The following is a 25,979-nucleotide window of genomic DNA, read 5'->3' as shown; positions in this document are numbered from 1 at the left end:
TGGCAAAACGGCGACCTTCTTTGTTAACACAAGAGGCGAGATGCGTATCACAGGCCCTCTCCCGCGCTGGGGCTGACAGCGCGCAGTTCGGCGGCGGCGACCTCGGGCAATTTGTCGTTGGCAAACTCGCCCGCGCCCTGCTCGGTGCCTGCCAGGTATTTCATGCGGCCGGGGGCGCGCAGGTAGGGATACAGCTCAATGTGCAGTGGGAATTCGGGGTGGGGACCGTCCAGCGGCGCCTGATGCACCGTCAGCAGGTAGGGCATTCGCACGCCAAACAGGCCGTCCAGGCGCAGCAGGGCGTCTTTGAGCACCCGCGCCAGGCTGGCTCGCTCGGCGCCGCTCAGGTCCGACAGCAGCCCCACCGGGCGGGCGGGCAGCACCCAGGTTTCATAGGAGTAGCGCGCAAAGGGCGGCACCACACTGAGGGCCAGGCCGTCGTCCCGCACCAGCCGCTCGCCGCTCTGGCGCTCTTCGGCCACAAAATCGGCCAGCCAGGGCCGGCCGTGCTGGGCGCGGTAGGCGCCGGTCTGGGCCAGCATCCGCGCCTGTACAGGCGGAATATGGTCGTAGGCATAAATCTGGCCGTGGGGGTGGTGCAGGGTCACCCCGACCTCGACCCCCCGGTTTTCAAAGGCCAGCACGCTCTGAATCTGCCCGGTGGCCGCCAGGCGCGCTGTGCGGTCTGCCCACACCGACAGCAGCAGGGTCACCTGTTCGTCCCGGAGGTCGCACAGGCGGCCCTGGGCGCTTTGGCTAAACACCACGACCTCGCAGGCCCCCACCCCGGCGCGGGTGCCCGCCGGGCCAGCAGGCGGCTCGGGGGCCGTCAGGGTCAGGCTGGGAAACCGGTTGTCAAAGACGGCGATGTCGTAGTCACCCTGCGGCAGCTCGGTGGGGTGCTGGGGGTCTGTGGTGGGGGCCAGCGGGTTGTATTCAGGGGGCGGCAGGAAGGTGCGGCCCATGCGGTGCGCCGCGTACATGACCCACTCGCCGCGCAGCGGGTGCCAGCGCAGGGCCGGGCGGGCGTCCACCGGGTCGGGGCTGGGGCTGGGGATGGCCCCCCGCACGCGCACCGGGGCCAGGCCGTACAGGGTCAGGGGGCGGCCGTCCGGCTTGACACAGTCGGCGGCGTAGAGGGCAGTGGGCGGCGCGGGGTCAGCCATGATGGCCTTTACGGTAGCTGTGCGCGGCCAGGCCGCCGAGCCGCATGTCTGCTAGGTTAAAAGTGCCGCGCGAAAAATGGGTCACGGCTCCGCCAAAACTCTGGGTCAGGGCCGCTGGCCGGTCCGGCGTGCTGATGGTCAGGCAGCGGCGCAGCAGGGCCAGGCCCTCGTCGTCCAGCAGGGCAATCGGGTCGCTGCTGGCGCGCAGGCCTCCGATTACGTCCAGCATGCCGGCCACCGCTTCCCGCTCCTCGTGGCTCAGCAGGCTCAGTTCGCGGCGGCAGATGGCCACGTCGGGGTCCGGCTGATACCAGGGGTGCTGATACCAGCGCGACAGGGCGGTGTGCAGGGCGTTGCGGGCGCTGGGGCCAGTGGCGTCGCCCAGCCACACACGCCGGGACTCCTCATCCCAGAAGGGCGCCACGTCGGGCCCGGTGCGCATGGCGTCCACCAGCCCAATGCTCTGGGCCAGCGGCGCCCCGCAGCCCAGCAGGAAGGCGTCCTGTCCGGCCCCGTCGCGCAGGGCTTGCAGGCCCTGCCGGTACGCCTGGGCGCGGCCCACCTGCGGGTTGTGGCGCACGCCGGGCAGCGCCGCGCCATACAGGAAGTCCAGCTTGAGGTAGGTGTAGCCCCAGCCGCGCACCGTGGCCGCCAGATCGCGCAGCCAGGCCAGCACCTCGGGGTGCGTGGTGTCGAGCGCGTAATACGCCCCGCCCCAGTTGTGGCCGACAGGCAGCGGCTGGCCGTCCTCGCCGCGCAGCATCCAGTCGGGGTGCTCGGCAAAGAGGCGCGAGGACGGCGCGGCCAGAAAGGGCGCCAGCCACAGGCCCGGCGTAAACCCCAGGTCCCCGAGCGGGCCAGGCAGGTCGCGGGCGTGGCCGCCAAAGTGGGCGCTGGGCTCTGTCCAATCTCCCAGGTCGGCCTGAAAGCCGTCGTCCAGCTGAAAGACTTCAAAGGGCAGGCCCAGGTCGCGGGCCCGCCGGGCATTGTCCAGCATGGCGTCCAGGGTCACGGCGCGGTAGTACGAGTACCACGAGCACCACACGCGCAGCGGCGCAGGCGTGCGGGCGTGCATGGCGCGGCCCAGCCGGACTGCCTGCGCCTCCAGGGTGGCGGTGACATCTGAGGTTTCTTCCCACAGGACAGGTACTTCTGGTCCTTCCAGGGTGCAGGTCACCGTCACCTGGTCGCCGCTGGCGCGCGCTTCCCAGCCCACAAAGGTCTGCGTGGCGTCGCCGGCCCCGCCCACCCAGCCGCTGCCGTCCGGGCGCACCAGCGCCAGCACGGTGTGACTGCGCCACACGCCCGCCTGCCCGCTGGGCAGAAAGCCGGGGTCGTGGCCCTGTTCGTGGCGCCAGCGCATCAGGGGCACGGCCTGCGTGTCTTGCAGGGGGCGCAGCTCGGCTTCACTCCACGACTGAAAGCCGCTGACCAGCACGCGCAGCTCGGCGGGGTTGACGTTCAGGGTCCATTCAGGCATGAGGGGCCTCCGGCTGCACCGCGAAACTGACGGGGGGGAGGGTCTGGCCGTTCCACTCGGCGGGCTCCGGGTTCCAGTTCTGCACGAGGACCTGACCAGCGCGGCGGCTGAGGCGTACGCCGTCAGGCAGGGGCGTTACTGGGAGCCCCGCGCCGGTCAGCACACCAGTCAGTACAGCGCGAATCAGGGCGTCACTGTGCGCGCCGATGACGGTCACGTTGTCCTGACGGATCACGGCGGCCTGGCCGTCCAGGGGCCCGCCCTGGTAGGTGGCCAGCGCCTGTGCGCCGGTCAGGCGGTAACTTTCGGCCCAGGTGTGGGCGCTGTAGACGCCGAAACTGCCCCCCACACCCTGCGCCAGCCCTGGCCGCAACGAGTCGTAATTTAGCAGGTTGGCCCCCACCAGGCCGGCCAGCGGGCCAAATTGCCCCCCCTCCCAGGTGCCGCCGCCTGGCGTGCGAAAGGCGGTGCGGGGGCCACAGACCAGCGCCGTGCCCCCGGCGACCGCCTGCGCCCAGCGCCCGGCGCGCGCCCCGTCCACCAGCGTGATGGCCGGCGCCACGGCCACCGCGTAGCCGCTCAGGTCGGCGTCGGCGTGCACCACGTCCACGTCAAGGCCCAGTGACCGCAGCGCCGCGTAGTACGTGACGGTCTGCGCCCAGTAGCTCAGGCCCGCCGCATGCGGCTGCGCGTCGTACAGCCACAGGCTCTCGTAGTCGTGCAGCAGGGCCACGCGCGCGGGCACTGGGCCCAGCGGCAACTGTGCCGTGTCCAGCGCCGCCACCTCGGCGTGGCCGGGGCTGGGCGTCTCGTCGTGGCGCAGCAGCCCCGAGTGCATGACCTCCTGCGCCATCGTGGCCGCCCGCCAGCGGAAGTAACTGACCACGTCGGCGCCGTGCGCCCAGGCCTGCGCGGTCCACAGCGCCACGGCCCCCGGCGCGGGCAGCGGGTTGTGGGGCGCCCAGTTCACGGGCCCGCACTGCTGCTCCATAACCCAGAAACCCGGTTGTGGGCTGTGGGGTGTGGGCTGTGGGGTCTGCGCTGTTCCTACAGCCCACAGCCCACGTCCCACTACCCCCCGGTACAGGTCATGGTTAAACCCCACCAGGTCCGGGTGGCCGGTGCGGGCAAAGCGGGTCTTGACCTCCTCGGCCATGCCAGGGGGCGCAAAGAACTCCAGCATGCCAGTGGGGTAGTTGTCCCAGCTGGTAAAGTCCAGGCCGGCGGCCACCTCGTAATGGTCAAAGCCGGTTTCAAAAATCATGAAATTGTGGGTCAAAAAACGGCCTGGAGACAGCTCGCGCAGGATGGCCAGCTGCTCGGCCTGGAACTCGGCAATCAGGCCCGAGGCAAAGCGGGCGTAGTCCAGCACATGCGAGGGATTGGGTTCGGTCACGGTCAGGATGGGCGGCTTGATCTGTGCCCAGTCGCTGTACTCCATGCTCCAGAAGACATTGCCCCAGGCGTCATTCAGGGCGTCCAGGGTGCCGTATTTCGCGGCCAGCCAGGCTGGAAAGCGCTCGGCGCTGGCGCCTCCATACGAGCGGCCTGTGGCGTGGCAGCCAAATTCGTTGTCGGTCTGCCAGCCGGCCACCGCCGGGTGCTGCCCGTACCGCTCAGCCATCGCCCGCGTGATGCGGCGCGAGTGGTCGCGGTACACAGGCGAGGCAAAGTCGTAGTGCCGGCGCGAGCCGAACTCGCGCACGCGGCCCTGGGCGTCGTGGGCCAGCAGCTCGGGGTGGGCCCGCACCAGCCACGCGGGCGGGGTGGCGGTCGGGGTACACAGCACGACCTTCAGGCCCTGGGCGGCGTAGGTTTCGACGGCCTCGTCCAGCCAGGTCCAGGTGTACTCGCCGGGGCGCGGCTCCAGGCGGCTCCAGGCAAACTCGGCCAGGCGCACGTAGCTCAGGCCCAGGGCGCGCTGCTGCGCGGCATACGGCGCCCAGCGGTCTTGCGGCACATGTTCGGGATAGTCACAACTGCCAAGAAGCAGGTGGGCAGGCAGGTCAGCAGGGGTCATGCAGGGTCATCCTTGAAAAAGAGAGTGGGGACGTGGTGCCCGAAAGAGGGGACGAAGGGTGGCCACAGGCTGCGCACCCGTGTTAGCCCTTCACTGCGCCGCTCGCCAGCCCGCCCTGCCAGTAGCGGCCCAGAGTCAGGAAGGCCGCCACCAAGGGCAGAATGCTGACGAGTGCACCCAGCACGATGACGGTGTACAGCGGTTCCTGTCCGCTGGAACTGCTGGTCTGGTTCCAGACGCTCAGGCCCAGGGTCAGTGGAAACAGCTCGTCGTTGCTGACCGCCACCAGCGGCAGAAAGAAGTTGTTCCAGGCGCCCACAAACGAGAACAGCCCCACTGTCACCAGCCCGCCCTGCACCAGCGGCAGCCCCAGGCGCTGAAAGATGGTCCATTCGCCCGCGCCGTCAATGCGCGCGGCCTCGGTCAGTTCCCTGGGAAAGCCGGCGTCCCAGAACAGGCGCATCAGGTACAGGCCAAAGGGATTGACGAGGCCCGGCAGAATCACCGCCCAGTAGGTGTTCAGCAGGCCCAGCTTCTGCATCATCAGAAAGAGGGGCAGCACCAGCGCCGTGCCCGGCACCATGATGGTGGCCAGAATCAGGGCAAACAGGGCGTTCTTGCCCCGGAAGTCGTAGGCCGAAAAGGCGTAGCCCGCCAGCGCACTGACCAGCACGCTGCCCAGCGCCGTGGCCCCGGCGTAGACAAACGAGTTGAGCAGCCAGCGCCGGAAGATGCCGTCCTGGCGGGTCAGCAGCGTCTGCACGTTCTCGGCCAGGTGGCTGGGGCTGGCAAACCACAGGCCAAAGGTCGAAAACAGCTGCCCGTTGTCCTTGAACATGGTCACGATGACCCACCACAGCGGCAGCAGCGCGTACACGGCAAACAGCGTCAGCGCCAGCAGTTGCACGGGGGTAAAGCGGCCCCGCGTCACAGCTCACCCCCACGCCGGGTAAAGCGCAGGAACACGGCGCTCAGCAGCAGCGTGAAGGCGGCCAGCACCATCGCCAGGGTGGCCGCGTAGCCAAAGTTGCCGTCGCGGCTGGCCACCAGATACAGGTACGTGTTCGGGGTGATGTTGTCTGGCACGTAGCCCAGCGGCCGAATCACGAAAGGCTCGCTGAAAATCTGCATGGTGCCGATAATCGAGAAAATCAGCACCAGCAGCAGGCTGGGCCTCAGGAGGGGCAGCTTGATAAAACGCGTCAGGGTCCAGCCGTCGGCGCCGTCAATGCGCGCGGCCTCGTACAGGTCGCCGGGAATGTTTTGCAGCGCGGCGTACAAGGTAATCATGTTGTAGCCCGTCCAGGTCCAGGTGACGATGTTGGCAATGCTCCACAGCACTACGTCGCTGCCCAGAAAGTCAAAGGAGCGCCCAGTCAGCTGGTTCAGCGGTGACAGGTTCTTGGAATACAGGTAGCCCCACAGCAGGCCCGCAATAACGCTGGGGATGGTGTAGGGCAGGTAAAACGCGGTGCGGAACAGCGCCTGGAGGCGTCCCCGGCTGGCGTCCAGCATCAGGGCCAGGGCGGTGGCCAGCACCATCATCAGCGGAATCTGCACCAGCCCGAACTTCAGAATGTTCCACAGGCTGGTCAGAAATTCGCTGTCCTGAAAGGCGCGGGCGTAGTTGGTCAGGCCACCGAACACGTCGCGGGCCGGCCCAAAGCCCACGCGCTTCTTGATAAACAGGCTCAGATACCCGGCGTACAGCACTGGCGCCACGTAAAAGGCGGCAAACAGCACCAGAAAAGGACTCAGGAACAGCCACGGCACCGCGCGCGGCGGCTTCATGGGCGTCCCGGTGGAGCAGCGTCAGTCATAGGCACCCTCTCTTCAGGCGGCAGGGGGGCAAAGCGCAACCCACGCGCCCTGCGCCCCCAAAGCCGCTCACCCGCTTTACCGGACGTCGTAGCCCTGTTTCTTGGCCTCGGCCAGCGTCTCGCGCTGCCAGGCGTCCAGGGCCTGGTCGGGCGTCAGGCGCCCCTTGAGCATCAGGTCCATCTGCTTATTAAAGTTGTCGTTGGCGTACGGGAACCACGGCGCCCACTGGAAGTTCACGTTCACGCCCCGGCTGGCACGCGCATAGACCGTGCTGATGTCCTGGCCGCCAAAGAACTTGCTGGGGTTCTTGGTCTTGTCTTTCAGAACGGCCAAGTCCAGACCTGCGTCGCTGGCGGGAAACAGGCCGCCGTTAATCCAGTTGTTCGAAATGGCGTTTTGCGAGAGGTTCAGCCACAGGCTAAACAGCATGGCGGCGTCCTTATTCTTGCTCTGGGCGGTCACCACATTCGAGCTGCCGCCCCAGTTGCCTGACTTGACGGCCGTGCCCGCCGTCCACTGCGGCAGGTTGGCCGCGCGCCACTGGCCGGCACCCTTGTCCTTCAGGCTGCCTGCGTAGCCGCCCGGTCCCCAGGCCGCTTCCATGTTCGACACGACCTGGCCGGCCCCGGCGGCGTTCCAGTAGTCGCTGGTAAAGGCGTTCAGGGTACCGACATGACCTTTTTTAATCATGCCGTACCAGTAGTTCAGGACCTTCTTGGCCCCAGGGTTGTTGAGGGTCTGCACCCAGCGGTCGCCGTCGCGCTTGAAAAACTGCGCGCCGTCGGCCCAGGCCAGCGCCATGAACCATGGGGCAAAGGTGGCGTAGAAGTTGCCCATCTTCACCTTGCCGCCGCTCTTGGTGTAGACGGTGGCGGCAGCCTTTTCGTACTCGGCCCAGGTTTTGGGTGCGCTCAGGCCGTATTTTTTCATCAGGTCGTCGCGGTAGACCATCGCAAAGGGGCCGGTGTCCTGCGGAATGGCGAACACGGCCTTGCCGTCGGGGCTGACCTGGCCCCAGGTCCAGGGCACAAAGTATTTCTTGTAGTTGCCCGCACCCAGCGTACTCAGGTCGGCCAGGCCGCCCGTATCCACAAAGGCCGGCAGAAAGCCGTACTCAATCTGCGCCACGTCCGGGGCGCCGGTGCCGGCTTTCAAGGTGGTCAGCAGCTTGGTGTAGGTCTGGGGACCGCCGCCGAGGTTGGTCACTTTCACGTCAATGGTGGGGTAGGCCTTTTCAAAGGCCGTTACGGTCTTGTCCAGACCCGGCACCCACGACCAGACATCCAGCGTCACCTTGCCGGCAGGCGCTTTGGGAAAGGCGGGGTCGGCGGCCAGGGCGGTGCCGGCCAGCAGGGCCAGGGTCGTCAGTAGAGCTTTTTTCATACATCCTCCAGGAGGTGAGACGGGCGGGGGTGAGGGGAACTGGACAGCCGGGTGCAGAGACATAGGCCGGCTCAGACGAGGTGCAGATTAGGAATGGCCCGGTGCAGGGCTTCGGGTGGCTCGGGGCCACGCCGGTTGGTCACGAGCGCCGAGACGCGCCCAGTGGGCGCCACATGCGCGCGGCTGACCTGAAAGAGCTTGCTGTGGTCGGCGACCACGATGACCTCGCGGGCCTGCGCCACCATGACGCGCTTGACCTCGGCTTCCTCGTGGTTGGCGTTGGTGACGCCGTGTTCGGGATGAACGCCGTTGCAGCCCAGAAACAGGCGGTCGGCGTGAATGTGTTTCAGGACGTCCAGCGCGTAGGGGCTGACCAGCGAGTGCTGCAGAGGCCGCAGCGTGCCGCCTGTGACGATGACCCGCACGCCGCTGAGGCGTTCCAGTTCCAGAGCAATATTGAGCCCGTTGGTCACGATGGTCACGCCCTGCAAGGTGGGGGAGAGCGCGCGGGCGACCTCGGTGGTGGTGCTGCCCACATCCAGAAAGACCGTCTCACCGTCGCGTACCAGGGCGGCGGCGGCGCGGCCAATGCGGCGCTTGGCCGCCGTGTGTTCGTGGCGGGTCTGTTCCAGTGGGGACTCGCGCCGCACGTCCAGCGGCAGCCGCACGCTGCCGCGTGTGCGGCGCACCTGCCCAGCGTCGGCCAGCACCTTCAGGTCGCTGCGCACCGTGACCTCTGAAACCCCCAGAAGTTTCGAAAGTTCCGTAACTGGCAATTCTCCATGCTGCTGGACCAGCGATAAAATCTCGCTTCGGCGCGACTCAATCAAGGCAAACCCCTGAACAGTAGATTTCGTTACTTACGAATCTTACGGTCAAATGAAAGCGGCCGTCAAGCGCTGACGCTGGAAGCCCTTCCAAGAGGTTGGAGGACTGGGGAGCAGTCAAGTCAGGCCAGCTGGTCTGAGACCACTGCATCAGTGGCCGAAAAATGCCCGCTCAGACAGATGTTGTGGAATAAGGACGGGGGCAGTTGCTCACTCGGGGGCCGGGGGTGTTTTCACGTTGTTGCAGGCCGGCTGCCTCTCTGGCCGCCCGCTGACCAGAAAAAAGCCGAAGAGCTTTCAGGCTCTCCGGCTGGGCTCAGGGGTTTTCTTTCAGCGCACGTCCACCAGTTCCACGTCGAACAGCAGGGTGGCGCCGCCAGGAATGACGCCGGGCACGCCTGCGTCGCCGTAGCCCAGATGGGCCGGCACGGTCAGGCGGGCCTTGTCCCCAACCCGTAGCTGCGCGATGCCCTGGTCCCAGCCCTGAATGACGTAGCCCACACCCAGCGGAAACTCGATGGGTTCACCGCGGTCACGGCTGCTGTCAAACTTCTGGCCGTTTTCCAGGGTGCCGGTGTAATGCACGCGCACCATCTTGCCCGCCTGTGCGGGTGTGCCTGTGCCTTCTTCGTACTTCTCGACCTTCAAGCCGCCTGTTGCGTCCGCCGTCATGCGGGTCAGGGTAACCGCTGGGCTGGCCAGCCGTCATCCCAGTGTCCCGCCTTCTGAAGTGACCATGAAGACATCGGGTGCCAGGACGGGGTAGGTGCGCTAGCCTGGGCAGCTGTGACGGCGCGCTCTTCCTCTTCGTCCTGGCGCGCGTGGGTGCTGGGCGGCCTGCTGCCGGTTTACCTGCTGACCACCTTTGGCTTGACGGTGGCGCGGGTAGACGGCGACTCCATGCAGCCCACCCTGACCAGTGGGGACGCCCTGCTGCTGCTGAAATACCCGCGCTGGCTGCGTGTCTGGGGCCTGGGCGGGCCGTACCCCCGGCGCGGTGACCTGGTGGTGTTCAAGGCGCCGGCCGACAGCGGCTACGCTTACGAGACGGCCTACGGCCTGCGCTGGCGCCCCTACAACATCAAGCGGGTGCTGGGGCTGCCCGGCGATACGGTGGCGGTCCAGGACGGCCGGGTGGTGGTCAATGGCCGTGTGCTGGCCGAAAGCTACGCCAGCGAGGGGTTCGTGCAGGACCAGCCAGCGGTGCAGGTCCCCCCCGGCAAGCTGTGGGTCATGGGCGACAACCGTCGCCTGGGGGAAAGTCTGGACAGCCGCGCCTACGGGGTTGTGTCGCTGCGCGACGTGGCTGGCCCGGCCAACCTGCGGCTGTGGCCCGCGCCCGGCCTGCTGCCCCGCTGATCAGCTCCAACCGCACTCACCTTCGGCTGCTACGGTGCCCACCATGATGGTTGCCTCTGCCCAAGTTGCCCGCCGCCTGACCCTGCTGGCTCTGCTGACCGCCTCTGCCGCCCACGCCCAGACCCTGGTGCCGCTGAACGAACCCAAACTGCCCTTTGCCGTCAGTCTGCCCAAAGGCTGGCTGGGCGCGGATTTCCAGGACGGCACGCTGGGGGTCAGTCTGGTCTCGGCCAAGGCGCCGCCCGCCACCATGATTCGGCTCCTGTACACGCCAAAAAACGGCGCAGCTCCGACCCCAGCCGGCGAATTTCAGAAGTTCGAGGCTGGCATCAAGGGCACCGGGGCCACCCCCAAGCAAGTCAGCAGCCGCGTCATCGGGTACGGCGGGGTCAGCGGCTTAGAGCGGCAGTACACCGTGACCCATCCCCAGGGCCAGCTGAGCATGCGCGTGTGGTACGGCGTGGGCGCCAAGAACCTCTATTCCTTTCAGCTGACCGACAGCCCGGCGCGGTTTGCCCAGGCCAGCGCCCTGTTCAGCAAGGTGCTGGCGAGCGTGAAGTTCAAGTAAGCGGGCCGGAAGCCCTGCCATATTTGGAGGTTAGTAGGGTAAAAGGTAAAGCGGCGTCCTACAGATAAAAGGCGGCGGTCCGTGGCACAGGCAAAGGCATACCGAGAGGCTGTCCGTTTCATGAGGCTTGAGAGCAGGTCCTGCAAAGAGCTGGCACTCTGCGGCCTGCCTGCGGTACGGTGCCCCCATGCGCCGACCTCTGATTGCCCTGCTCACCATCAGCGCGTTGTGGGCCAGTGCGGCCCAGGCGAATGAACGTCTGCCTGTCGCGCACATTCAGTTTTCGGCCACAGGAGAGCGGGTGGTCACGGTAGTCAGCGGCGAGCGCGATGGCAGCGGCTTTGGCTATGCTGCCCTGAACGTGCTGTCCACGGGCAGTGGGCAGACCCTGGCTAACCGCACAAGGACCGGCGAAGACCAGTCAGCGCCCCAGGTGCGTCAGGCGCTGCTGAACGAGGCCGCAACCCAGACTGTGTTGCGTGGCGCCGGCCTGACGCTGGGGAAAGCCAGTGTGCCCCGCTACACCCGCGCGTATGCCACGCCTTACCCGCGCTGGCAGGATGGGCTGCGGCCCGGCGTTACTCAGGTCACGCCGGTCAAGCTCTGGAGCCGCGCTGTGCCCGTCAGCCTGAAGGTGGTCCCCCTGCGCGCCCAGTCCTGCGCTTACCCCGACTTCATTTTCCCTGGCGAGCGCCCGGCTGGCTTCGAGCTGCGTATCAACGGCCAGCTCATCTACCAGGACACCCTGTCTTCGCCGGGGCGCAACTGCGCGGTGCGCTACAGCCTGGAACGGGTGGACGTGCAGGGTAACCGCGTGCTGGTCACGCTGCGGGCCTACTCGATGGGCTTCGAGGGCCCAGACGCGGCAGCCGTCTTCGTGGCCGCGACCCTGAAATAATGGTTAGAAAAGATTCGGTTTTATGGCCGGCTGCTGACGCTTTCGCCGCACATTCCAGAAGCCTTAAGGGGTGACGCCGGGGTCACTTTGGGGCAAACAAAGCGGTTCTCGGGGAGAGGGTGTGCTTTCTCACCGACCACAAAGCGGATAACCTCTGACAAAGCAAAGAGATGGGTCTCCAACCCTTTCCAGGTCAGAGGTAGCGCTTAGAGGCCATCGCGCTTGGCCTTCCGTGCCCAGTCGCTCCTCGTCCGGCATGGGCATGAATTGATCCCCCTTCCCGTCAGCACGCTTCGGCCTAGACCTGAGCCGCCACCTGCTGCATCAGGGCGCGGGCCGCGTTCAACTCGTCCGTATTGATGCTGTGGCCTAGGCCCGGAATGATCTGGGCGTCCACTGCTGCGCCGCGCGCGCGCAGGTGCTCGGCGCTGGCAGTAAAGCGGGCCAGGGGAATATGCCCGTCGGCCGGGTCGACCCCCATCACCACCGGCAGGCCCCGCAGGTCGCCCGTCTGGTCCAGTGTGATGAGGCCGCCGCTGAAGGCCACCACGCCGCCCAGTTTGGCTCCCGTGCGGCTGGCATATTCCAGCGCCAGGCACGCCCCCTGGCTGAAGCCGGCCACCACCACCCGCTCTGGGGGAATGCCCTGCCCCGCCAAGTGCGCCATCAGGCCGTCCACAGTGGCCAGCGCCTGATCCAGATGGGGCTGGTTCTGCGCGACGGGGGCCAGAAACGACAGGGGATACCAGGTGTTGCCCGGCGCCTGCGGGGCCAGATAAGCAAAGGCGCTCAGATTCAGCTCGTGTTCCAGACTCAGGATGTCCTGCGCCGTGCCGCCCCGGCCGTGCAGCAGGAGAACAGCCACCCGCGCGTCGGCCGCCGGGCGGCCAGCCGTCAGCACCTTGACGCTGGGCGTGATGGGCTCGGTCGCCGGGGCGGTGTCCAGGGTGCGCGTGCCCAGGTCCACCCTGTATTCCGGGCTGTGCAGACGCGGCAGCTGCGCTTCAATCTGTGGGCGCTGCGCTTCAAACCAGGCGGGCAGTTTCAGCGCGTAGCCCAGCGCCTCGACTGGCTCGTCGCTGGCAAAGCCGGGCGCGTCGGTGGCAATCTCGAACAGCACGCCATTCGGTTCACGGAAATAGATGGAATGGAAATACTGCCGGTCCTGCACCGGGGTGGGCCGGTAGCCGGCGGCGCTCAGGGCGTCCAGGTACGTGGCCTGTTCGGCGTCGTCACGGGTGCGCAGCGCCACATGATGAACGCTGCCGGCGCCAAACTGCCCGCGTGCCAGCCCTGGGCGCTCGATCACATCCACATACAGCCCCACGCCCGCGCCGCTGCCCCGAAACCGGGTGCGGGGGCCGTCGGTGTCCTGCTCGGTGCCCACCTCGGTCAGCCCCAGCTGGTCTACCAGGAGGTCGCGCACCGGGGCCACGTCGCGCACCCAGGCCGTCACCCCATGAAAGCCGCGCAGGGCAAAGTCGGCTGGCACAGGCGACTGCGGCCAGGGCTGCACTGGGGCGCCGTCCTCAAAGACCAGTTCGGTCCAGGTGCCGTCGGGGTCGTCAAAGGTCAGGGTGGGGTGGCCAAAGCGGGTGCCGGCGCGCAGGTTCAGGCCTGCGTCGGCAAGCCGCGCCTCCCAGTAGGGCTGTGAAGAGGCGGGGGCGCTGTAGGCTACTGCCACCACCTCGCCGTGGCCGCGCACGCCCCGGCGCGCTCCCGGCCAGGGAAAATGCGTCATGATCGTGCCCGGCTGCCCGGTGTGGTCGCCGTAATACAGGTGATAGGTGCCGGGGTCGTCAAAGTTGACCGTCACCTTGACCAGCCGCTGCCCCAGCACCCTGGTGTAAAAATCCACGTTGCGCTGCGGATCGCTCGCCATGATGGTGACGTGGTGCAGGCCCTGAACCGGCGAGAGGTTAGACATGGTCATGGCTCTATATTACTTAACATTAAACGATTTGGGAAGCAGCTGACTGGCCGCCGCGTACGTTCCTCGTCAGCGGGTGGAGGCCAGCCCGCGACTCTCACGGCTGCCCTGACCTTGCAGGGCCAGGCCCAGCTGCCGGGTCAGGCGGGTCAGCTGCGCCAGCTCCTCGGGGTTGAGGACGCCAAACACGGCCCGGATGCCTTCGACATGGGCCGGCAGGATGCGTTCAATCAGCGCCTGCCCCTGCGGCGTCAGCGACACCCGCATGATGCGGCGGTCGGCGGGGTCGCGGTCCCGGCGCACCAGGCCGTCGCGTTCCAGATTGTCAATCACCATCGTCAGGTTGCCGCTGGAGCGCAAAATCTTGTCGGCCAGCTGGCGCTGGCTCAGGGGCCCCAGGTGATACAGGGCTTCAATGACGCCAAACTGGCTGACCGTCAGGCCGTGGTCGGCCAGGTGCCGGTTGGCGCTGACCTCGACGGCGTGGGACGCGCGCCACAGTTTGACGTAGGCGTCGAGCGCCGCGCGTTCGTCGGGAGAGCCAGCGTACCGGTTGGGCATGGGGCCTATCCTCCGGGTGGGTGTGCGCGAAGTCAAGACGAACGGACGGCGGCCAGCGCCAGAAAAAGGGGCGTCCAGCCTTGCGGAACGCCCCTGTTGTGTTGTAACCGATTGCGTTTAGCGTGCCCGGTGTTCCTCGGTCGCCAGGCGCACGCAGGTGGCCACGGCGCGCATGGCTTCGTAGACCTCGGCCACCGGAGGCCGGGTGGGGGCCAGGCGAATGTTGCGGTTGTGGGGATCCTTGCCCGCAGGGTAGGTGGCGCCCGCCGGGGTCAGGCTGACGCCCGCCGCCTCGGCCAGGGCCACCACGCGGTCGGCCACCGGCTCAGTGGTGTCCAGGCTGATGAAATACCCGCCGCGTGGGCTGGTCCAGCGCGCGTAGCGGCCGTCCTGGCCCAGTTCCCCGGCCAGCACCTCGTCCACCGCGCGGAACTTCGGCGCAATCAGGGCGGCGTGCGCGGCCATCAGGCCGTCCAGCCCGCCGGAGTAGCCCTGCAGAAACTTGACGTGCCGCGCCTGCTCCAGCTTGTTGGGGCCGATGCTCAGGGCATTGAGATACCCACTCAGCCAGCGGATGTTGTCCTCACTGCTGCCCACGAAGCCCAGCCCCGCGCCCGCAAAGGTGACCTTGCTGGTGCTGGCAAACACAAAGGCGCGGTCGGGGTGCCCGGCGTCCCGGCACAGCGCCACCAGATTGACGGGCGTGTCCTGCTCGGCGGGGTCGGCCGAGAGGTGATGCACGCGGTAGGCGTCGTCGGCGAAGATGGTGAAATCGGGGGCCGCAGCGTTCAGGCCTGCCAGGTGCCGCGCTTTCTCAGCGCTGATGCTCTCGCCGCCGGGGTTGGAGTAGGTGGGCACGAACAGCACCCCCTTGACCGTGGGGTCGCCGGCCGCCAGGCGCTCGATGGCCGCCACGTCGGGGCCGTCGGGCTGCATGTCCACGGTCAGCAGCTCAAAACCCAGGGTCTGAAGCAGCAGAAAGTGGCGGTCATAGCCGGGGGTCGTGACGATCATCTTCGGGCGGCTCCCCACCCAGGGTTGGCCGCCGCGCAGGCCGTGAAGCAGGGCAAAGGTCAGCACGTAACTTTGCAGTTCCAGGCTGGCGTTGTTCCACACGACCATATTTTCCGGCTTGAGGTCCAGGTACGCCCCAAACAGCGCCCGCGCCGAGGGCAGGCCCGCCACGCCGCCAGGGTAGTTGCGCAGGTCCAGGCCGTCCAGGTGGGTGTCTGCTGGCCCCAGCGCCGCCAGCAGGTCGTTACTCAGGTCAAAGTCGGCGTCGGCGGGTTGACCGCGCTGCATGTTCAGTTTCAGGCCGCGCGCCTGCACGTCGGCGTAGGCCGCCTGGGCCTGGGCCAGAGCCGAAGAGGGGCCACTTTGCACGTCGCTCGTCATGCCTTCAGGGTAACGGCCCGGCCCGCACGGCAGGTGGGCGGTGTCTACCACTGCTGTCTGCCCGCGCCCCTCACCGGGTGTTACACTTCGGCGGGCCGCAGCGCCCTTTTTGGCTTTTGGCCCCTTTCACGTTGTCCCTTTTGCCCCTCCGCATCACCCCAACAGGAGACTGACCAATGCAGTACGTCGTTCACCGCCCCCGCGTGGGGGTCTTTATTGACACGCAAAACATCTACCACTCGGCGCGCGACCTGCTGGAGCGCACCGTCAATTTCGAGACCATCCTCAAATGCGCCACCGAAGGCCGCGAACTGGTCCACGCCATCAGCTACACCGTCGAGCGCGAGAATGAGGCCACCGCCCGGCCCTTTATCTACAAGCTCTCGGCGCTGGGTTACAAGGTGCGGCGCATGAACCTGACTCTGCACCACGTCACCGACGGCGGCAAGGCTATCTATGAGGGCAACTGGGACATGGGCATCGTGGCGGACATGGTGCGCCTGATGGACCACCTCGACATCATCGTGCTGGGCAGCGGCGACGGTGACTTTACCGACATCGTGGAGGTCCTTCAGGAGCGGGGCAAGCGCGTGGAGGTCATCGCCTTCCGCGAGCACACCGCGCAGAAGCTGGTGGACGCCGCCGACCGCTTTATCAACCTGCCGGACCTCGACGGCGCCCTGATGCCTGCCCGCGCCCCCAGAGGCGCCAAAGCCGAGGAGTAAGCCCGGTGTCTGCCGACGAGGTGCTCTCGCGCCTGCACTTTGAGTTGCCGGAAGACCGCATTGCCCAGACCGGCGCGCAGCCCCGCGACGCCAGCCGCCTGATGGTGGTTCGTGACGCCGTCACCCACCACGTCTTCCGCGACCTGCCCAGCCTGCTGCGGCCCGACGACCTGCTGGTCTTTAACGAGAGCCGCGTCATCCCCGCCCGCGTGATGGCTCGCAAGCCGGTGGACGCCGCCGGGTTTGGCGGCGGGCAGGTGGAGGTGCTGCTGCTGCGCGAGGAAGAGGCGAACCTCTGGAGCGCCTACCTGAAGCCTGCCCGCCGCGCCGGCCACGAACTGTGGCTGGGTGGCAGCGCCGCCGAAGGCGGGCACCGCGCCGAGGTGGTGGGCACGCTGGAGGACGGCGCGCGTCTGCTGCGCTTTGACCACGACATCAAACTCCACCTGGACGAGATTGGCCGCCTGCCACTGCCCCCGTACATTGCGGCTGGGGACAGTGACGACACCTGGCGCGAGCGCTACCAGACGGTGTACGCCCGCACACCGGGGAGTGTGGCAGCCCCGACTGCTGGGCTGCACTTCACGCCCGAGTTGCTGGCCCGCCTGGACGAGATGGGCGTGGAGCGCACCTTCGTGACGCTGCATGTGGGGGCTGGCACCTTCAAGCCCATTAGCGGGTCGGTGGCTGACCACGTCATGCACGCCGAACGCTACTCGGTCAGCCCAGAGGCAGCCCAGGCCATCAATGCGGCCCGCGCCCAGGGCCGGCGCGTGGTGGCGGTGGGCACCACCACCGTCCGCACCCTGGAAAGTGCCTGGAACGGTCAGGAGATGGCGGCGGGCGAGGGCGACACCCGCATCTTCATTACCCCAGGCACGCCCGTTTACGTCCCAGACCTGCTGCTGACCAATCTGCACCTCCCCGGCAGCACCCTGCTGCTGCTGGTGGCCGCCTTTGCCGGCGAGGACCGCATCCGCGCGGCTTACGGCGCAGCTCTAGAGCAGGGCTACCGCTTCTACTCGCTGGGGGACGCGATGCTGCTGGAGAAGAGGGTGTAGGAGGTAGGCTGTGGGTTGTAGAGACGCTCCGCTTTGGCCAGAACATTCTTTTCCTACTACCTACACCCCACTTCCCACGGCCCTTGTCAGCGTTACCACCGCCGCTTCCCGCACGCAGCCCAGCCGCTCATTAATCGCCAGCATGGGGCGGTTGACGGCGTGGTTGCCGGTGCGCGAGTGGGTAAAGCCGCGTGCCAGGGCCGCGCGGGCCGCCGCCAGTTTGAGGGCCAGCCCCAGGCCGCGCCCGCGCCAGGGGGCCAGCACGCCCGTCAGGCCGTTGTGCAGGGTGCCGGGGCGCGCCGGAATGGTCTGCGACAGCTGCGTCGTCCCGATCCACTGGCCGTCCGGGGCCAGAGCCACCATGAAGCCGCGCGGGTCGAGGTTGAGGGCCGCCATGCGCGTGCGCCACAGGTCATAGGGCCAGACCTGAATGGGCCGGGTGCTGGGCACCGCTGAGAGCAGCGCGTGAATCAGGGCGTAGTGGCGCTCTGGGTCGGCGTCCCAGCCCCCCAGGTCGCTCAGGGGCCGAATGGTCACGCCGCCCGACAGCGCGCGGGCTTCCTCGGCGGCGAAGGCCGCGAAGTCCAGCGTGCGCAGGTCTAGGGTGCTGAGCCACATGCGGTCAAATTCGGCCCAGCCGCTCGCCAGCAGAAACTCGCGCTCCCACCAGTCCTCCTGCACGCGGGTCACGGCGGTGTGGGCGCTGGCGTTAGCCACAGTAGAGAGGCCGTGTCTCAGCAGGGCGTCAGCCAGTGGCCCCTGGCCAGACGAGGTGGTCACGGTCACATCCAGCCAGCCGTCGTGATTGTCCAGCCGTGGCCGGCCGGTGGTCACGGCCCCTGCCAGAGTTCCATCTAAAAAGGCCCCCTCCTGCGTGTGGTGTTCACTGGACTCACGCCCGGCGGCCAGCCGCGCCAGGTCATCAGGCGTCACTGGGCTGTCGGGGTGCGCGGCGGTGCGGAAGGCGGCGTAGGCCTCGTCAGAGAGCGGCTGAAACTGCAGGGCGGCCAGATCATTCGCCATACAGGAGGAAAGCATGCTGGCCCGGTGGCCGTCACCTCGCCAAGTGGCGTAAGGCCACTCTGCAAAAAGCGCCTGATGAGACGGGAATCTGGTCCAGTCAGCTCTGCTGTGCCTGAGCCGGTCGCTTGTTCGAACCTACGACTTAAGGCCCCAGGAAAGTGTTTGCCCACGAGTCCCCTCGGCCAAATTTGGAGGGCCGGAGAGAAGGCCAAGACTGGACTCAGAGAGCAGCGCAGGCCAGCCCCTGTCGCCTCCGGCTCCTCTCCTGCGCTCCGCCATAAAGCCTACCGACTGGGCCGGACCCCCCGCCTATACTGGCCCCTGATGACACAAACCATGTCGGCTGCGACCGACGCGAGCAGCAATCCGCTGCTGAACGTCGGCTTCCGCATTCCCTTTGACCAGATTCGCCCCGACCATGCTGAGCCGGCCGTGGACGCCCTGTTGACCCAGGCGCGCGAGAAGCTGGACCACCTGGCCCGCGCGGGCGAGCGGGATTTTGCCGGTTTCATGGCGGACCTGGACACCCTGACCGAGCAACTGGACACCGCGCGCACCATCGTAGGTCACCTGGACGGCGTGGTCAGCAGCGACGAGTGGCACGCGGCCAAGATGGCGATTCTGCCCAAGGTCAGCGAGTTCTACACCAGCCTGACCCTCCATGAAGGGCTGTACGCAGCGCTGGCGGCCTTCGCCCAGACCGAGGCCGGCCGCACGCTGGACCCCGTGCGGGCCCGCCACCTAAAACTGACCCTTGAAGAGTTTCGCCGCGAGGGCGCCGAGTTGCAGGGCGAGGCCAGAGAGCGCCTGGGAGAGCTGAACACCCGCCTGGCCCAGGTGACCAGCGAGTACGGCAAGAACGTGCTGGACGCCACCGCCGCCTATGAGCTGTACGTGGGCCCCGAGCGCCTGAGTGGTCTGCCCCAGCGTGTTCTGGACGCCACCGCCCGCGACGCCGCCGAGAAGGGCAAAGAGGGCCAGCACCGCCTGACCCAACACGCGCCCACCCTGCTGCCGGTCCTGACCTACGCTGACGACCGCGAGCTGCGCCGCGAGCTGTGGCAGGCCAGCGGCACCCTGGGGGTGCAGTCGGGCCGCGACAACCGCCCGCTCATCCGCGAGATTCTGAAGCTGCGCCGGGAGAAAGCCCAGCTGCTGGGTTTCCGCGACTTTGCCGACTACGTGCTGCAAGACCGCATGGCCGGGACAGGCGAACGCGCCCTGGCCTTCGAGCGGGACCTGGAAGCCCGCACCCGCCCCTCCTTTGAGCAGGAGAAAGCAGACCTGAACGCCTTCTACCACGAGCAGATGGGTCAGGACGCCCCGGCCCTGGAAGCCTGGGACACCGCTTACTGGTCCGAAAAGGAGCAGCAGGCCAAATACAACTTTGACGAGGAGCAGCTGCGCCCTTATTTCCCCCTGGAGCAGGTGCTGTCGGGCCTCTTTGAAATTACCCGGCGCGTGTTTGGCGTGAGTGTCACGGAGGCCCAGGCGCCCGGCTGGCATCCCGAAGTGCGCTATTACGACATCCACGATGAGGCCGGGACCCATGTGGCCAGCTTCTACACCGACTGGTTCCCGCGCGACAGCAAGCGCGCGGGTGCCTGGATGAATGCCTTTGTCACGGGTGGCCCGCGTGAAGACGGCGTGGACCCCCACCTGGGACTGATGTGCGGCAACATGACGCCGCCCAGTGGTGACACCCCCGCCCTGCTGTCTATCCGCGAGGTCGAAACGGTGTTCCACGAGTTCGGTCACCTGCTGCACCACGCGCTCTCCCGTGTGGCGGTGAGGTCGCTGGCCGGCACGAAGGTGGCCTGGGATTTTGTGGAGCTGCCCAGCCAGATTATGGAAAACTGGGTGATGGAGCGCGAGGCCCTGGACCTGTTTGCCCGCCACTACGAAACGGGCGAGCCCATTCCAGAAGAGCTGTTTGGCCGGATGGTCGCCGCACGCAACTACCGCGCCGCCGCCGCCGCGATGCGTCAGTACTCGTTTGGTCTGACGGACCTGGCGCTGCACGTCGAGTTTGACCCGGACAGTGACGCCGACCCCGTGCCTTACGCCCGTGACATCATGGCGCGCTTCTCGCACGCGCCGCTGCCCGAGGACTACGCCATGATCGCTTCGTTTGGCCACCTGTTCAGCAGCCCGGTCGGCTACGGCGCCGGCTACTACTCGTACAAGTGGGCCGAGGTTCTAGACGCCGACGCCTTCAGCCGCTTCGCCAAAGAGGGCATCTTTAACCGCGAGACGGGCCGCGCTTTTGTAGACAGCGTGCTGAGCCGGGGCAACAGCGCCGACCCGGCCGAGCTGTACCGCGAGTTCATGGGCCGTGACCCAGACGCCGACGCCCTGCTGCGCCGCAGTGGCCTGCTGCCCGCGTAGGTCAGGCTTTAATTGGGGCCGCCAAGTGAATGCCTGGCGGCCCCGTTCTCATAGATGGGAAGTTTTTCTCATGCGAGCCCAGAATGCTGGGTTAAGATTCGTTCACAATGCCCAAACGCACCTCCCAGCGGACGCTGGGCGTTCTGGCGGCCCTCGTGTCGCTGGGACTGCCCGCTGCGGCCCAGTCCAGTGCCGAGAGCCAGCTTGTGGCGCGTCTCAATGACGTGCGGGGCCAGGGGGTCAGCTGTCCGGGCAGCGGCAAGCGGCCGGTGGCTGGTCGCCTGACCTACACGCCTGAACTGGCCGCCGCCGCCCGCGTGCAGGCCGGGTACATGAGCAGCACCGGGCGCATCAGCCACACCGGGGCCGGGGGGAGCACGCCGCGCGTCCGGGCCGCCAGCACCGGGGTCAATGCGGTCAGTGTGACCGAAATCATCTTCATGGGCGGCGGGGTCAACCCTGAAAGCGCGATTCGCTGGTGGCTCAATTCCGCCGTGCACTGCTTCTGGATGAACGAGGCGCGTTACACCAATGTCGGCGCGGCGGTGGTGCAGGGATCACGCGGCACCGCCTACGTGATGGTCCTGAGTAGCCAGCCCCGGTAATAAGGGACAGGCCCGAGGCAGAGGCGATTCAGCTCTCTGCCTCGGTGTGTTTGTATTTGAATTGGCGAGGCCTTACAGCGGGTACTGGAGATGACGGGAGAGCGCTCCCACCAAGGCCGCCCTCTCATCGCAGCCATTTGCTCTGCTTGCCTAGAGTTACCAAAGACTCAAGACCTCGGCAGTTCTGGATTCGACCTTCACGCGGCACTGCCCGGTGCGCAAGCTCAGGCATGTATAGAGACCTTGGGCCAGCACTGAAGTCTCTACGCAGACAGTCGTAGAGCCCTCTCAAACCTCCGAGGGAAAGTTGTCGTGCTCGTAGGCGACGCGCCAGACTTCGGAGAGTCGCCGCTGGCCTCTACCTCACAAGCCCTGAGAACAGTCCTCTTGAGGCTCGGTCCCTCCCACCTCTACCAACCAAACGTCCGTTAGGGTTTGTCGCTTACACTGGGGCCTAGCATGAACAAGGTCTATCCCGACGCCAGGGCGGCGCTTGCCGACCTCGTGACAGATGGTCAGACAGTCGCCGTGGGCGGCTTCGGTCTGTGTGGCATTCCTGAGCAGCTGATTCTGGCGCTGCGCGACAGCGGCGCGCGCGACCTGACGGCCGTCAGCAACAACGCGGGCGTAGACGGCTGGGGCCTGGGTCTGCTGCTTGAAACGCGCCAGATTCGCAAGATGATTTCCAGTTACGTGGGCGAGAACAAGGAATTCGAGCGGCAGTATCTGGCCGGCGAACTGGAGCTGGAATTTACGCCTCAGGGCACCCTGGCCGAGCGGATGCGCGCGGGCGGGGCCGGGATTCCCGGCTTCTACACCAAAACGGGTGTGGGTACGGTGGTGGCCGAGGGTAAAGAACACAAGGACTTTGACGGCCAGACTTACATTCTAGAACGCGGCATCGTGGCGGATGTCGCTCTGGTCAAGGCCTGGAAGGCTGACCGGGCGGGCAATCTCGTGTACCGCAAGACGGCGCGCAACTTTAATCCGGTGGCCGCCACCTGCGGCCGGGTGACGGTGGCCGAGGTCGAGGAACTGGTGGAGGTCGGCGCCCTGGACCCCGATGAAGTGGATACCCCCGGCATTTTTGTGCAGCGCGTGGTCCTGAACGCCACGCCCGAAAAACGTATTGAGCAGCGCACGGTGCGCGCCGGGTAGGGCAGAGATTGGGTGGGGCAGCGCGCTTTACGCAATCCAAAGGGGAAGAGGGAGAGGCTCTCAAGCTCTGAATGAAATGAGTGACCAGAACCGGCATAGGTTGCCGAGTGCCCTAAAGTAGAGAATGGCCTGCCAGTGTCAGGCGAGGCCGCCTTCTCTCTCAGACAAGGCTACTGACTCGTGATAAAGGCTTTCCTCTGCAGGGCTCCGAGGTCTGCCTGTCAATCCCGCAGAAAGCGCAGGCCACCCGCCATTGCCTGAATGTACACGCGCCGCGCCCCTGGGTAGGCCGACCAGCGTTCCTGGCGGGGCGCGTTCGTGTCGGCTGACCAACACCCTGTCATCACCTTCTGCTGGCCGGTCAGAAAGTTGACGCTGAGTGCGTCGTACAGGCCGCTGCTCCGGGCCTGGGTTGTGCGGTCATAACCTATGACCCGAAAACAACCGTCCTGAAAGCGCACCGTGAACTGCACCGAGCTTTCGGTCCATAAGCCTGCGCTAAACAACTCGGTCAGCCTCAGTGTAAAGCCTCCGGGTCGCAGGGTCAGTCCAGCCAGTGGGTCGTCCATCGTGGCGACTTCGCAGCGCGGAATCACACGACTTTGAAAGGCGAGGCGAGAGCCGCCGCCACGCTGCCCAAACGCGGCCATTAGCAGGCGTGGGTTATTGTTGAGCGGCCAGGCGCCCAGCGCAAAGTCTTGCGGCTCAGGCAGAACGTTTCGGGGGCTATTCATGTGCAGGACCAGCAAGGTATCGGGCAGCCGGTCGCCGTTGAATTCGGCGCTCAGACGCTGTTCGATGACCCAGCCGCTCGGCACCAACGCCGGCACGCTGCTCCCGGTGGCCGGCAGCCTGGGAGAGGTCACGGGCGGCACAGTGATGGCCCCTGCGCCTGTCAAAGTCAGCAAAACTGCCACAGCCAGAGAGGCACGCACCATGATGCCAGGCTGGAGCCAGCCAACAGTTCTGTTGTCTGAAGTCACCTGCTATCAGCAGCATCCAGCGTCAGATGGCTTTCATGTTTGACGCTGATTTACTGTTTCGCTGTTCTTGCCGCCCGAATCTTGTACACCTTGTGCATCTGCTCCAGATCGCCAGTGCAGGGTTGCTGGGCAGCCAGGGGGAGGGCGCTGCCCGCTTCATTCAGACTGACGCACCAGCGCTCGGCGAACATTTTCTTGACGGCTTTCAGCGCTGGCCCCGACCCCTCGCCACCGTTCTGGAAAAACGCCACGACTGCGAAATTGGGGTTGACCAGCGGGCCGTAGCCCTCGTACCAGGCGTGGGTGTAAGCCAGCCCATCGTGGAAGCTACGGCCGTTCTCAGCTGTGCCGGTCTTGCCCCCTGTCCTCACGGGAAAAAGAGTGGGGCCAATCTCGTGCTGGGCAGTGCCGTAGCGGGTGCCGGCGGTGGTGCCGCTCATGCCGTCTTGCACGAACTTGAAGACATCGGTGTTGCCCTGGCGCACCACGTTGACCGCAGGTTTGCGCGGCTGCGGCTGGCCGCCCACCGCTTTCAGAAGTGTCAGCGGCCGCTTTTGCCCATTGTTGATGATGGTGGACATCACCGATACCACTTGCGCGGGCGTGACCAGCACGTCCCCCTGCCCAATGCTCATGTTCAGGCCGAAGCCGGGGTACCACTTCGCTGGACTGATGTATTCATCGGCCGTCATCAGCAGTCCCGTCTTCTCGCCCACCAGTTCCAGACCCGTGGGGCCGTTGTACCCCAGTTCCGTCAGGCGGCTTTTTAGCTGCCGGGCGTAGGCTTCTGGGCCGACCTGCGCCGCCGAGTGGTAGTACCAGGGGTTACAGGAATAGGAGATGGCTAGGCGTCCATCCACCATGCCCAGGCTGTAGTGTGCCCAGTTGCGCTTGGCCGTGCGCCCATAGTAATAAACCGGGTTGCACGGCAGGGTAAAGTTGCCCCATTTCTCCACGTACATCAGGGTCGTGGCGATCTTGAAGACGCTGCCGGGGTTGTACGCCTGCACCACGCGGTTGCTGGTCACGGCGTCCAGTTCGGCCAGGGGGCGGTTGGGGTCAATCGCCCAGTTCTTGGCTTTGGGATCAGGGCTGGGCACGCGCGAGAACCAGTTGGGGTCGTAGGTGGGGCTGCTGGCCATCGCCAGGACCTCATTCGTGCGCGGGTCAATGGCGATGATGGCGCCGCGTGTGTACGGCTCGGCGGCTTTGCCTGCCCTGGCGCGGCCCGCATTCACATCCGCCAGGCCCTCACGCAGCGCCCGTTCGGCGGCGAGTTGCAGGCGCGAGTCAATGCTGAGTGTCACGTCTTTGCCCTTAGTGCCGGGGTCAATGACCCGCTCGGTCTGTGGCTTGCCGCTGGCCGTAACCTCGCGGCGGCGCAGGCCGTTCTTGCCCTGCAAGGTCGTTTGCAGGCTGTATTCCAGCCCAGAGCGGCCCACGAGGTCGCCGGGCGCGTAGCCGCCTTCGGCCACCTGCGCCTCGCTGGCTTCCTGCACGTAGCCCAGCAGGTGCCCGGCCATCTTGCCTTCGGGGTAGACCCGTTCCAGGCGCTCGCGCAGTTCCAGGCTGGGCACCAGCACGGTGTATTCGTACAGGGCCGCCAACTTGTCCTGCGGGATGTTGCGCGCCAGGACCGTTTCAGTCTCGCGCTCAAAGTTGGGTTCGCGGGGCTGGCCGCCCTTGAGCACGTCACCCTTGATGCCCGCCAGATACACGATCTTGTCCCAGGCGGGAATGGCCTGCTCAGGGTCCTTGGGGTTGCGGCGGCCGGTGTACACGAGGTCCACGGCAAGGCGGTTGGTGGCCAGCAGCACGCCGTCGCGCGTGCGAATCTCGCCGCGCAGGGCGCGCAGGGTCTCGTCGCGCTGGTAATTGCTGACCGACTGTACGGCGTACTGGTCATGCTGCACAACCTGCAACTGGTACAGCCGCGCCCCTAGCCCCAGCAGGCACAGGCTGAAGCCCAGGGTGATCCATCCGATGCGCGCCCCGCCCTGGCGCTCTCTGGCGCGCGCCCGCTTGCGGCTGGCCGCGCGGCGCCGCACGCGCGTGCGGCGGTCAATGAGGTCGCCCGCGCGGCTCATGCCAGGCCCTCTTCTGGGCCAGACCGTGGCCCAAAAGCCCAGACCACGGCCCGTTCCCACAGCGGAAACACCAGCAGTGTGCCCAGCAGCAGCGGGGGCAGGGTGGCGCGCAGCAGGTCTACGGTGACCAGATCGGTGCGCAGCCAGTAGGTCAGCAGCAAGAAGACCAGCCACTGCCCAGCCAGCGCCAGCAGCACGGTCAGCGGCGCCTGAAACGGCCCCGAGTCCGCCACGTAGCGCCGCACGCCCAGGGCCAGCAGCGCGCCGCCCATCACGCCCGCCGCGTGCAGGCCCAGCACGCCGCCGCCCAACACGTCCTGCCCCAGGCCCACTGCATAGGCGCCAGTTAACGCCCACACCGGGGGCAGACGCCACGCCAGCGCCGCGCCGGTCAGCAAAAACAGGTCGGGGGCCGGCACGCCCGCCGCGTCAGCCAGGCGCGACAGGGCACTCTGAACCAGCAGCAGCAGCGCGGTGTAGCCCAGGACCCGCGCCCAGCGGGCTGGCCCCCGCGCGGGGCGCAGGGCGTCGTACCTCACGG

The 25,979-nt window shown here is 66.8% G+C and carries 23 protein-coding genes; 8 read left to right on the top strand and 15 right to left on the bottom strand.

The window, feature by feature from the left end; translation table 11 throughout:
• Positions 1–47: 47 nt before the first annotated feature.
• From galT to GO986_RS10605, 8 genes are all read right to left on the bottom strand, one after another.
• Positions 48–1,166: a galactose-1-phosphate uridylyltransferase gene (galT, locus tag GO986_RS10640; protein ID WP_157459273.1), complete on the bottom strand. Its 1,119-nt coding sequence runs from the start codon at positions 1,164–1,166 to the stop codon at positions 48–50.
• On the bottom strand, positions 1,159–2,646 hold the full coding sequence (locus GO986_RS10635) for a glycoside hydrolase family 36 protein (protein WP_157459272.1): 1,488 nt from the start codon (positions 2,644–2,646) through the stop codon (positions 1,159–1,161). Before GO986_RS10635 ends, galT begins: the two co-directional genes overlap by 8 nt.
• Positions 2,639–4,666 carry a beta-galactosidase gene (locus tag GO986_RS10630; protein WP_157459271.1) on the bottom strand — a complete coding sequence of 676 codons (2,028 nt, stop codon included), beginning with the start codon at positions 4,664–4,666 and terminating at the stop codon, positions 2,639–2,641. The genes GO986_RS10635 and GO986_RS10630 overlap by 8 nt, the downstream gene beginning before the upstream one ends.
• Before the next feature lie 82 nt (positions 4,667–4,748).
• Complete coding sequence (locus tag GO986_RS10625; RefSeq protein WP_369409305.1) at positions 4,749–5,597, bottom strand: carbohydrate ABC transporter permease; 849 nt, start codon at positions 5,595–5,597, stop codon at positions 4,749–4,751.
• On the bottom strand, positions 5,594–6,457 hold the full coding sequence (locus GO986_RS10620) for a carbohydrate ABC transporter permease (protein WP_157459270.1): 864 nt from the start codon (positions 6,455–6,457) through the stop codon (positions 5,594–5,596). The genes GO986_RS10625 and GO986_RS10620 overlap by 4 nt, the downstream gene beginning before the upstream one ends.
• Before the next feature lie 105 nt (positions 6,458–6,562).
• Positions 6,563–7,870 carry an extracellular solute-binding protein gene (locus GO986_RS10615; RefSeq protein WP_157459269.1) on the bottom strand — a complete coding sequence of 436 codons (1,308 nt, stop codon included), beginning with the start codon at positions 7,868–7,870 and terminating at the stop codon, positions 6,563–6,565.
• A 71-nt stretch (positions 7,871–7,941) separates the two neighbouring features.
• Positions 7,942–8,700 carry a DeoR/GlpR family DNA-binding transcription regulator gene (locus tag GO986_RS10610; RefSeq protein WP_157459268.1) on the bottom strand — a complete coding sequence of 253 codons (759 nt, stop codon included), beginning with the start codon at positions 8,698–8,700 and terminating at the stop codon, positions 7,942–7,944.
• Positions 8,701–9,027: 327 nt separating this feature from the next.
• Positions 9,028–9,369, bottom strand: coding sequence for an FKBP-type peptidyl-prolyl cis-trans isomerase (locus GO986_RS10605; RefSeq protein ID WP_157459267.1), 342 nt, complete (start codon positions 9,367–9,369; stop codon positions 9,028–9,030).
• A gap of 114 nt (positions 9,370–9,483) precedes the next feature.
• Between GO986_RS10605 and lepB the strand changes: the two genes are divergently transcribed.
• The 3 genes from lepB to GO986_RS10590 all read left to right on the top strand — a co-directional run bounded on the left by lepB (position 9,484) and on the right by GO986_RS10590 (position 11,522).
• Positions 9,484–10,056, top strand: a complete 573-nt coding sequence (lepB, locus tag GO986_RS10600; RefSeq protein WP_369409304.1) for a signal peptidase I — start codon at positions 9,484–9,486, stop codon at positions 10,054–10,056.
• A gap of 43 nt (positions 10,057–10,099) precedes the next feature.
• The gene (locus GO986_RS10595; RefSeq protein ID WP_232337737.1) at positions 10,100–10,624 is read left to right on the top strand and encodes a hypothetical protein; all 525 of its coding nucleotides are present in this window, start codon (positions 10,100–10,102) and stop codon (positions 10,622–10,624) included.
• 187 nt (positions 10,625–10,811) lie between these two features.
• Positions 10,812–11,522, top strand: a complete 711-nt coding sequence (locus GO986_RS10590; protein WP_157459266.1) for a DUF2259 domain-containing protein — start codon at positions 10,812–10,814, stop codon at positions 11,520–11,522.
• A gap of 298 nt (positions 11,523–11,820) precedes the next feature.
• Here the strand turns inward: GO986_RS10590 and GO986_RS10585 are convergent, their stop codons facing one another.
• The 3 genes from GO986_RS10585 to GO986_RS10575 all read right to left on the bottom strand — a co-directional run bounded on the left by GO986_RS10585 (position 11,821) and on the right by GO986_RS10575 (position 15,408).
• A complete protein-coding gene (locus GO986_RS10585; RefSeq protein WP_198170589.1) occupies positions 11,821–13,455 on the bottom strand; it encodes a VOC family protein in 1,635 nt (544 codons plus the stop codon).
• Between the two features lie 66 nt (positions 13,456–13,521).
• A complete protein-coding gene (locus GO986_RS10580) occupies positions 13,522–14,013 on the bottom strand; it encodes a MarR family winged helix-turn-helix transcriptional regulator (RefSeq protein WP_157459265.1) in 492 nt (163 codons plus the stop codon).
• 117 nt (positions 14,014–14,130) lie between these two features.
• Positions 14,131–15,408: an aspartate aminotransferase type Ic gene (locus GO986_RS10575; RefSeq protein ID WP_157459264.1), complete on the bottom strand. Its 1,278-nt coding sequence runs from the start codon at positions 15,406–15,408 to the stop codon at positions 14,131–14,133.
• 176 nt (positions 15,409–15,584) lie between these two features.
• Here GO986_RS10575 and GO986_RS10570 point away from each other — a divergent pair, with 176 nt between their 5' ends.
• Positions 15,585–16,133, top strand: coding sequence for a LabA-like NYN domain-containing protein (locus GO986_RS10570; protein ID WP_157459263.1), 549 nt, complete (start codon positions 15,585–15,587; stop codon positions 16,131–16,133).
• Positions 16,134–16,138: 5 nt separating this feature from the next.
• On the top strand, positions 16,139–17,194 hold the full coding sequence (gene queA, locus GO986_RS10565; protein ID WP_369409303.1) for a tRNA preQ1(34) S-adenosylmethionine ribosyltransferase-isomerase QueA: 1,056 nt from the start codon (positions 16,139–16,141) through the stop codon (positions 17,192–17,194).
• 60 nt (positions 17,195–17,254) lie between these two features.
• Here the strand turns inward: queA and GO986_RS10560 are convergent, their stop codons facing one another.
• The gene (locus GO986_RS10560; protein WP_157459262.1) at positions 17,255–18,217 is read right to left on the bottom strand and encodes an N-acetyltransferase; all 963 of its coding nucleotides are present in this window, start codon (positions 18,215–18,217) and stop codon (positions 17,255–17,257) included.
• Between the two features lie 324 nt (positions 18,218–18,541).
• On the opposite strand from GO986_RS10560, the gene GO986_RS10555 reads away from it, so the two are divergent.
• The 3 genes from GO986_RS10555 to GO986_RS10545 all read left to right on the top strand — a co-directional run bounded on the left by GO986_RS10555 (position 18,542) and on the right by GO986_RS10545 (position 22,368).
• A complete protein-coding gene (locus GO986_RS10555; protein ID WP_232337736.1) occupies positions 18,542–20,605 on the top strand; it encodes a M3 family metallopeptidase in 2,064 nt (687 codons plus the stop codon).
• Positions 20,606–20,712: 107 nt separating this feature from the next.
• On the top strand, positions 20,713–21,210 hold the full coding sequence (locus tag GO986_RS10550) for a CAP domain-containing protein (RefSeq protein WP_157459261.1): 498 nt from the start codon (positions 20,713–20,715) through the stop codon (positions 21,208–21,210).
• Positions 21,211–21,669: 459 nt separating this feature from the next.
• Positions 21,670–22,368, top strand: a complete 699-nt coding sequence (locus GO986_RS10545; RefSeq protein WP_157459260.1) for a CoA transferase subunit A — start codon at positions 21,670–21,672, stop codon at positions 22,366–22,368.
• Positions 22,369–22,589: 221 nt separating this feature from the next.
• On the opposite strand, the gene GO986_RS10540 is transcribed toward GO986_RS10545, so the two are convergent.
• From GO986_RS10540 to GO986_RS10530, 3 genes are all read right to left on the bottom strand, one after another.
• Complete coding sequence (locus GO986_RS10540; RefSeq protein ID WP_157459259.1) at positions 22,590–23,306, bottom strand: hypothetical protein; 717 nt, start codon at positions 23,304–23,306, stop codon at positions 22,590–22,592.
• Between the two features lie 95 nt (positions 23,307–23,401).
• Complete coding sequence (locus tag GO986_RS10535; RefSeq protein ID WP_157459258.1) at positions 23,402–25,438, bottom strand: peptidoglycan D,D-transpeptidase FtsI family protein; 2,037 nt, start codon at positions 25,436–25,438, stop codon at positions 23,402–23,404.
• Positions 25,435–25,977 carry a rod shape-determining protein MreD gene (locus GO986_RS10530; RefSeq protein WP_369409302.1) on the bottom strand — a complete coding sequence of 181 codons (543 nt, stop codon included), beginning with the start codon at positions 25,975–25,977 and terminating at the stop codon, positions 25,435–25,437. The genes GO986_RS10535 and GO986_RS10530 overlap by 4 nt, the downstream gene beginning before the upstream one ends.
• Between the last annotated feature and the right edge of the window lie 2 nt (positions 25,978–25,979).

Source organism: Deinococcus arboris, assembly GCF_009755355.1.
GTDB classification, from domain to species: Bacteria; Deinococcota; Deinococci; order Deinococcales; family Deinococcaceae; genus Deinococcus; species Deinococcus betulae.
The sequence above is the reverse complement of the archived record's forward strand: the minus strand, read 5'-3'. Positions and strand labels throughout refer to the sequence as shown.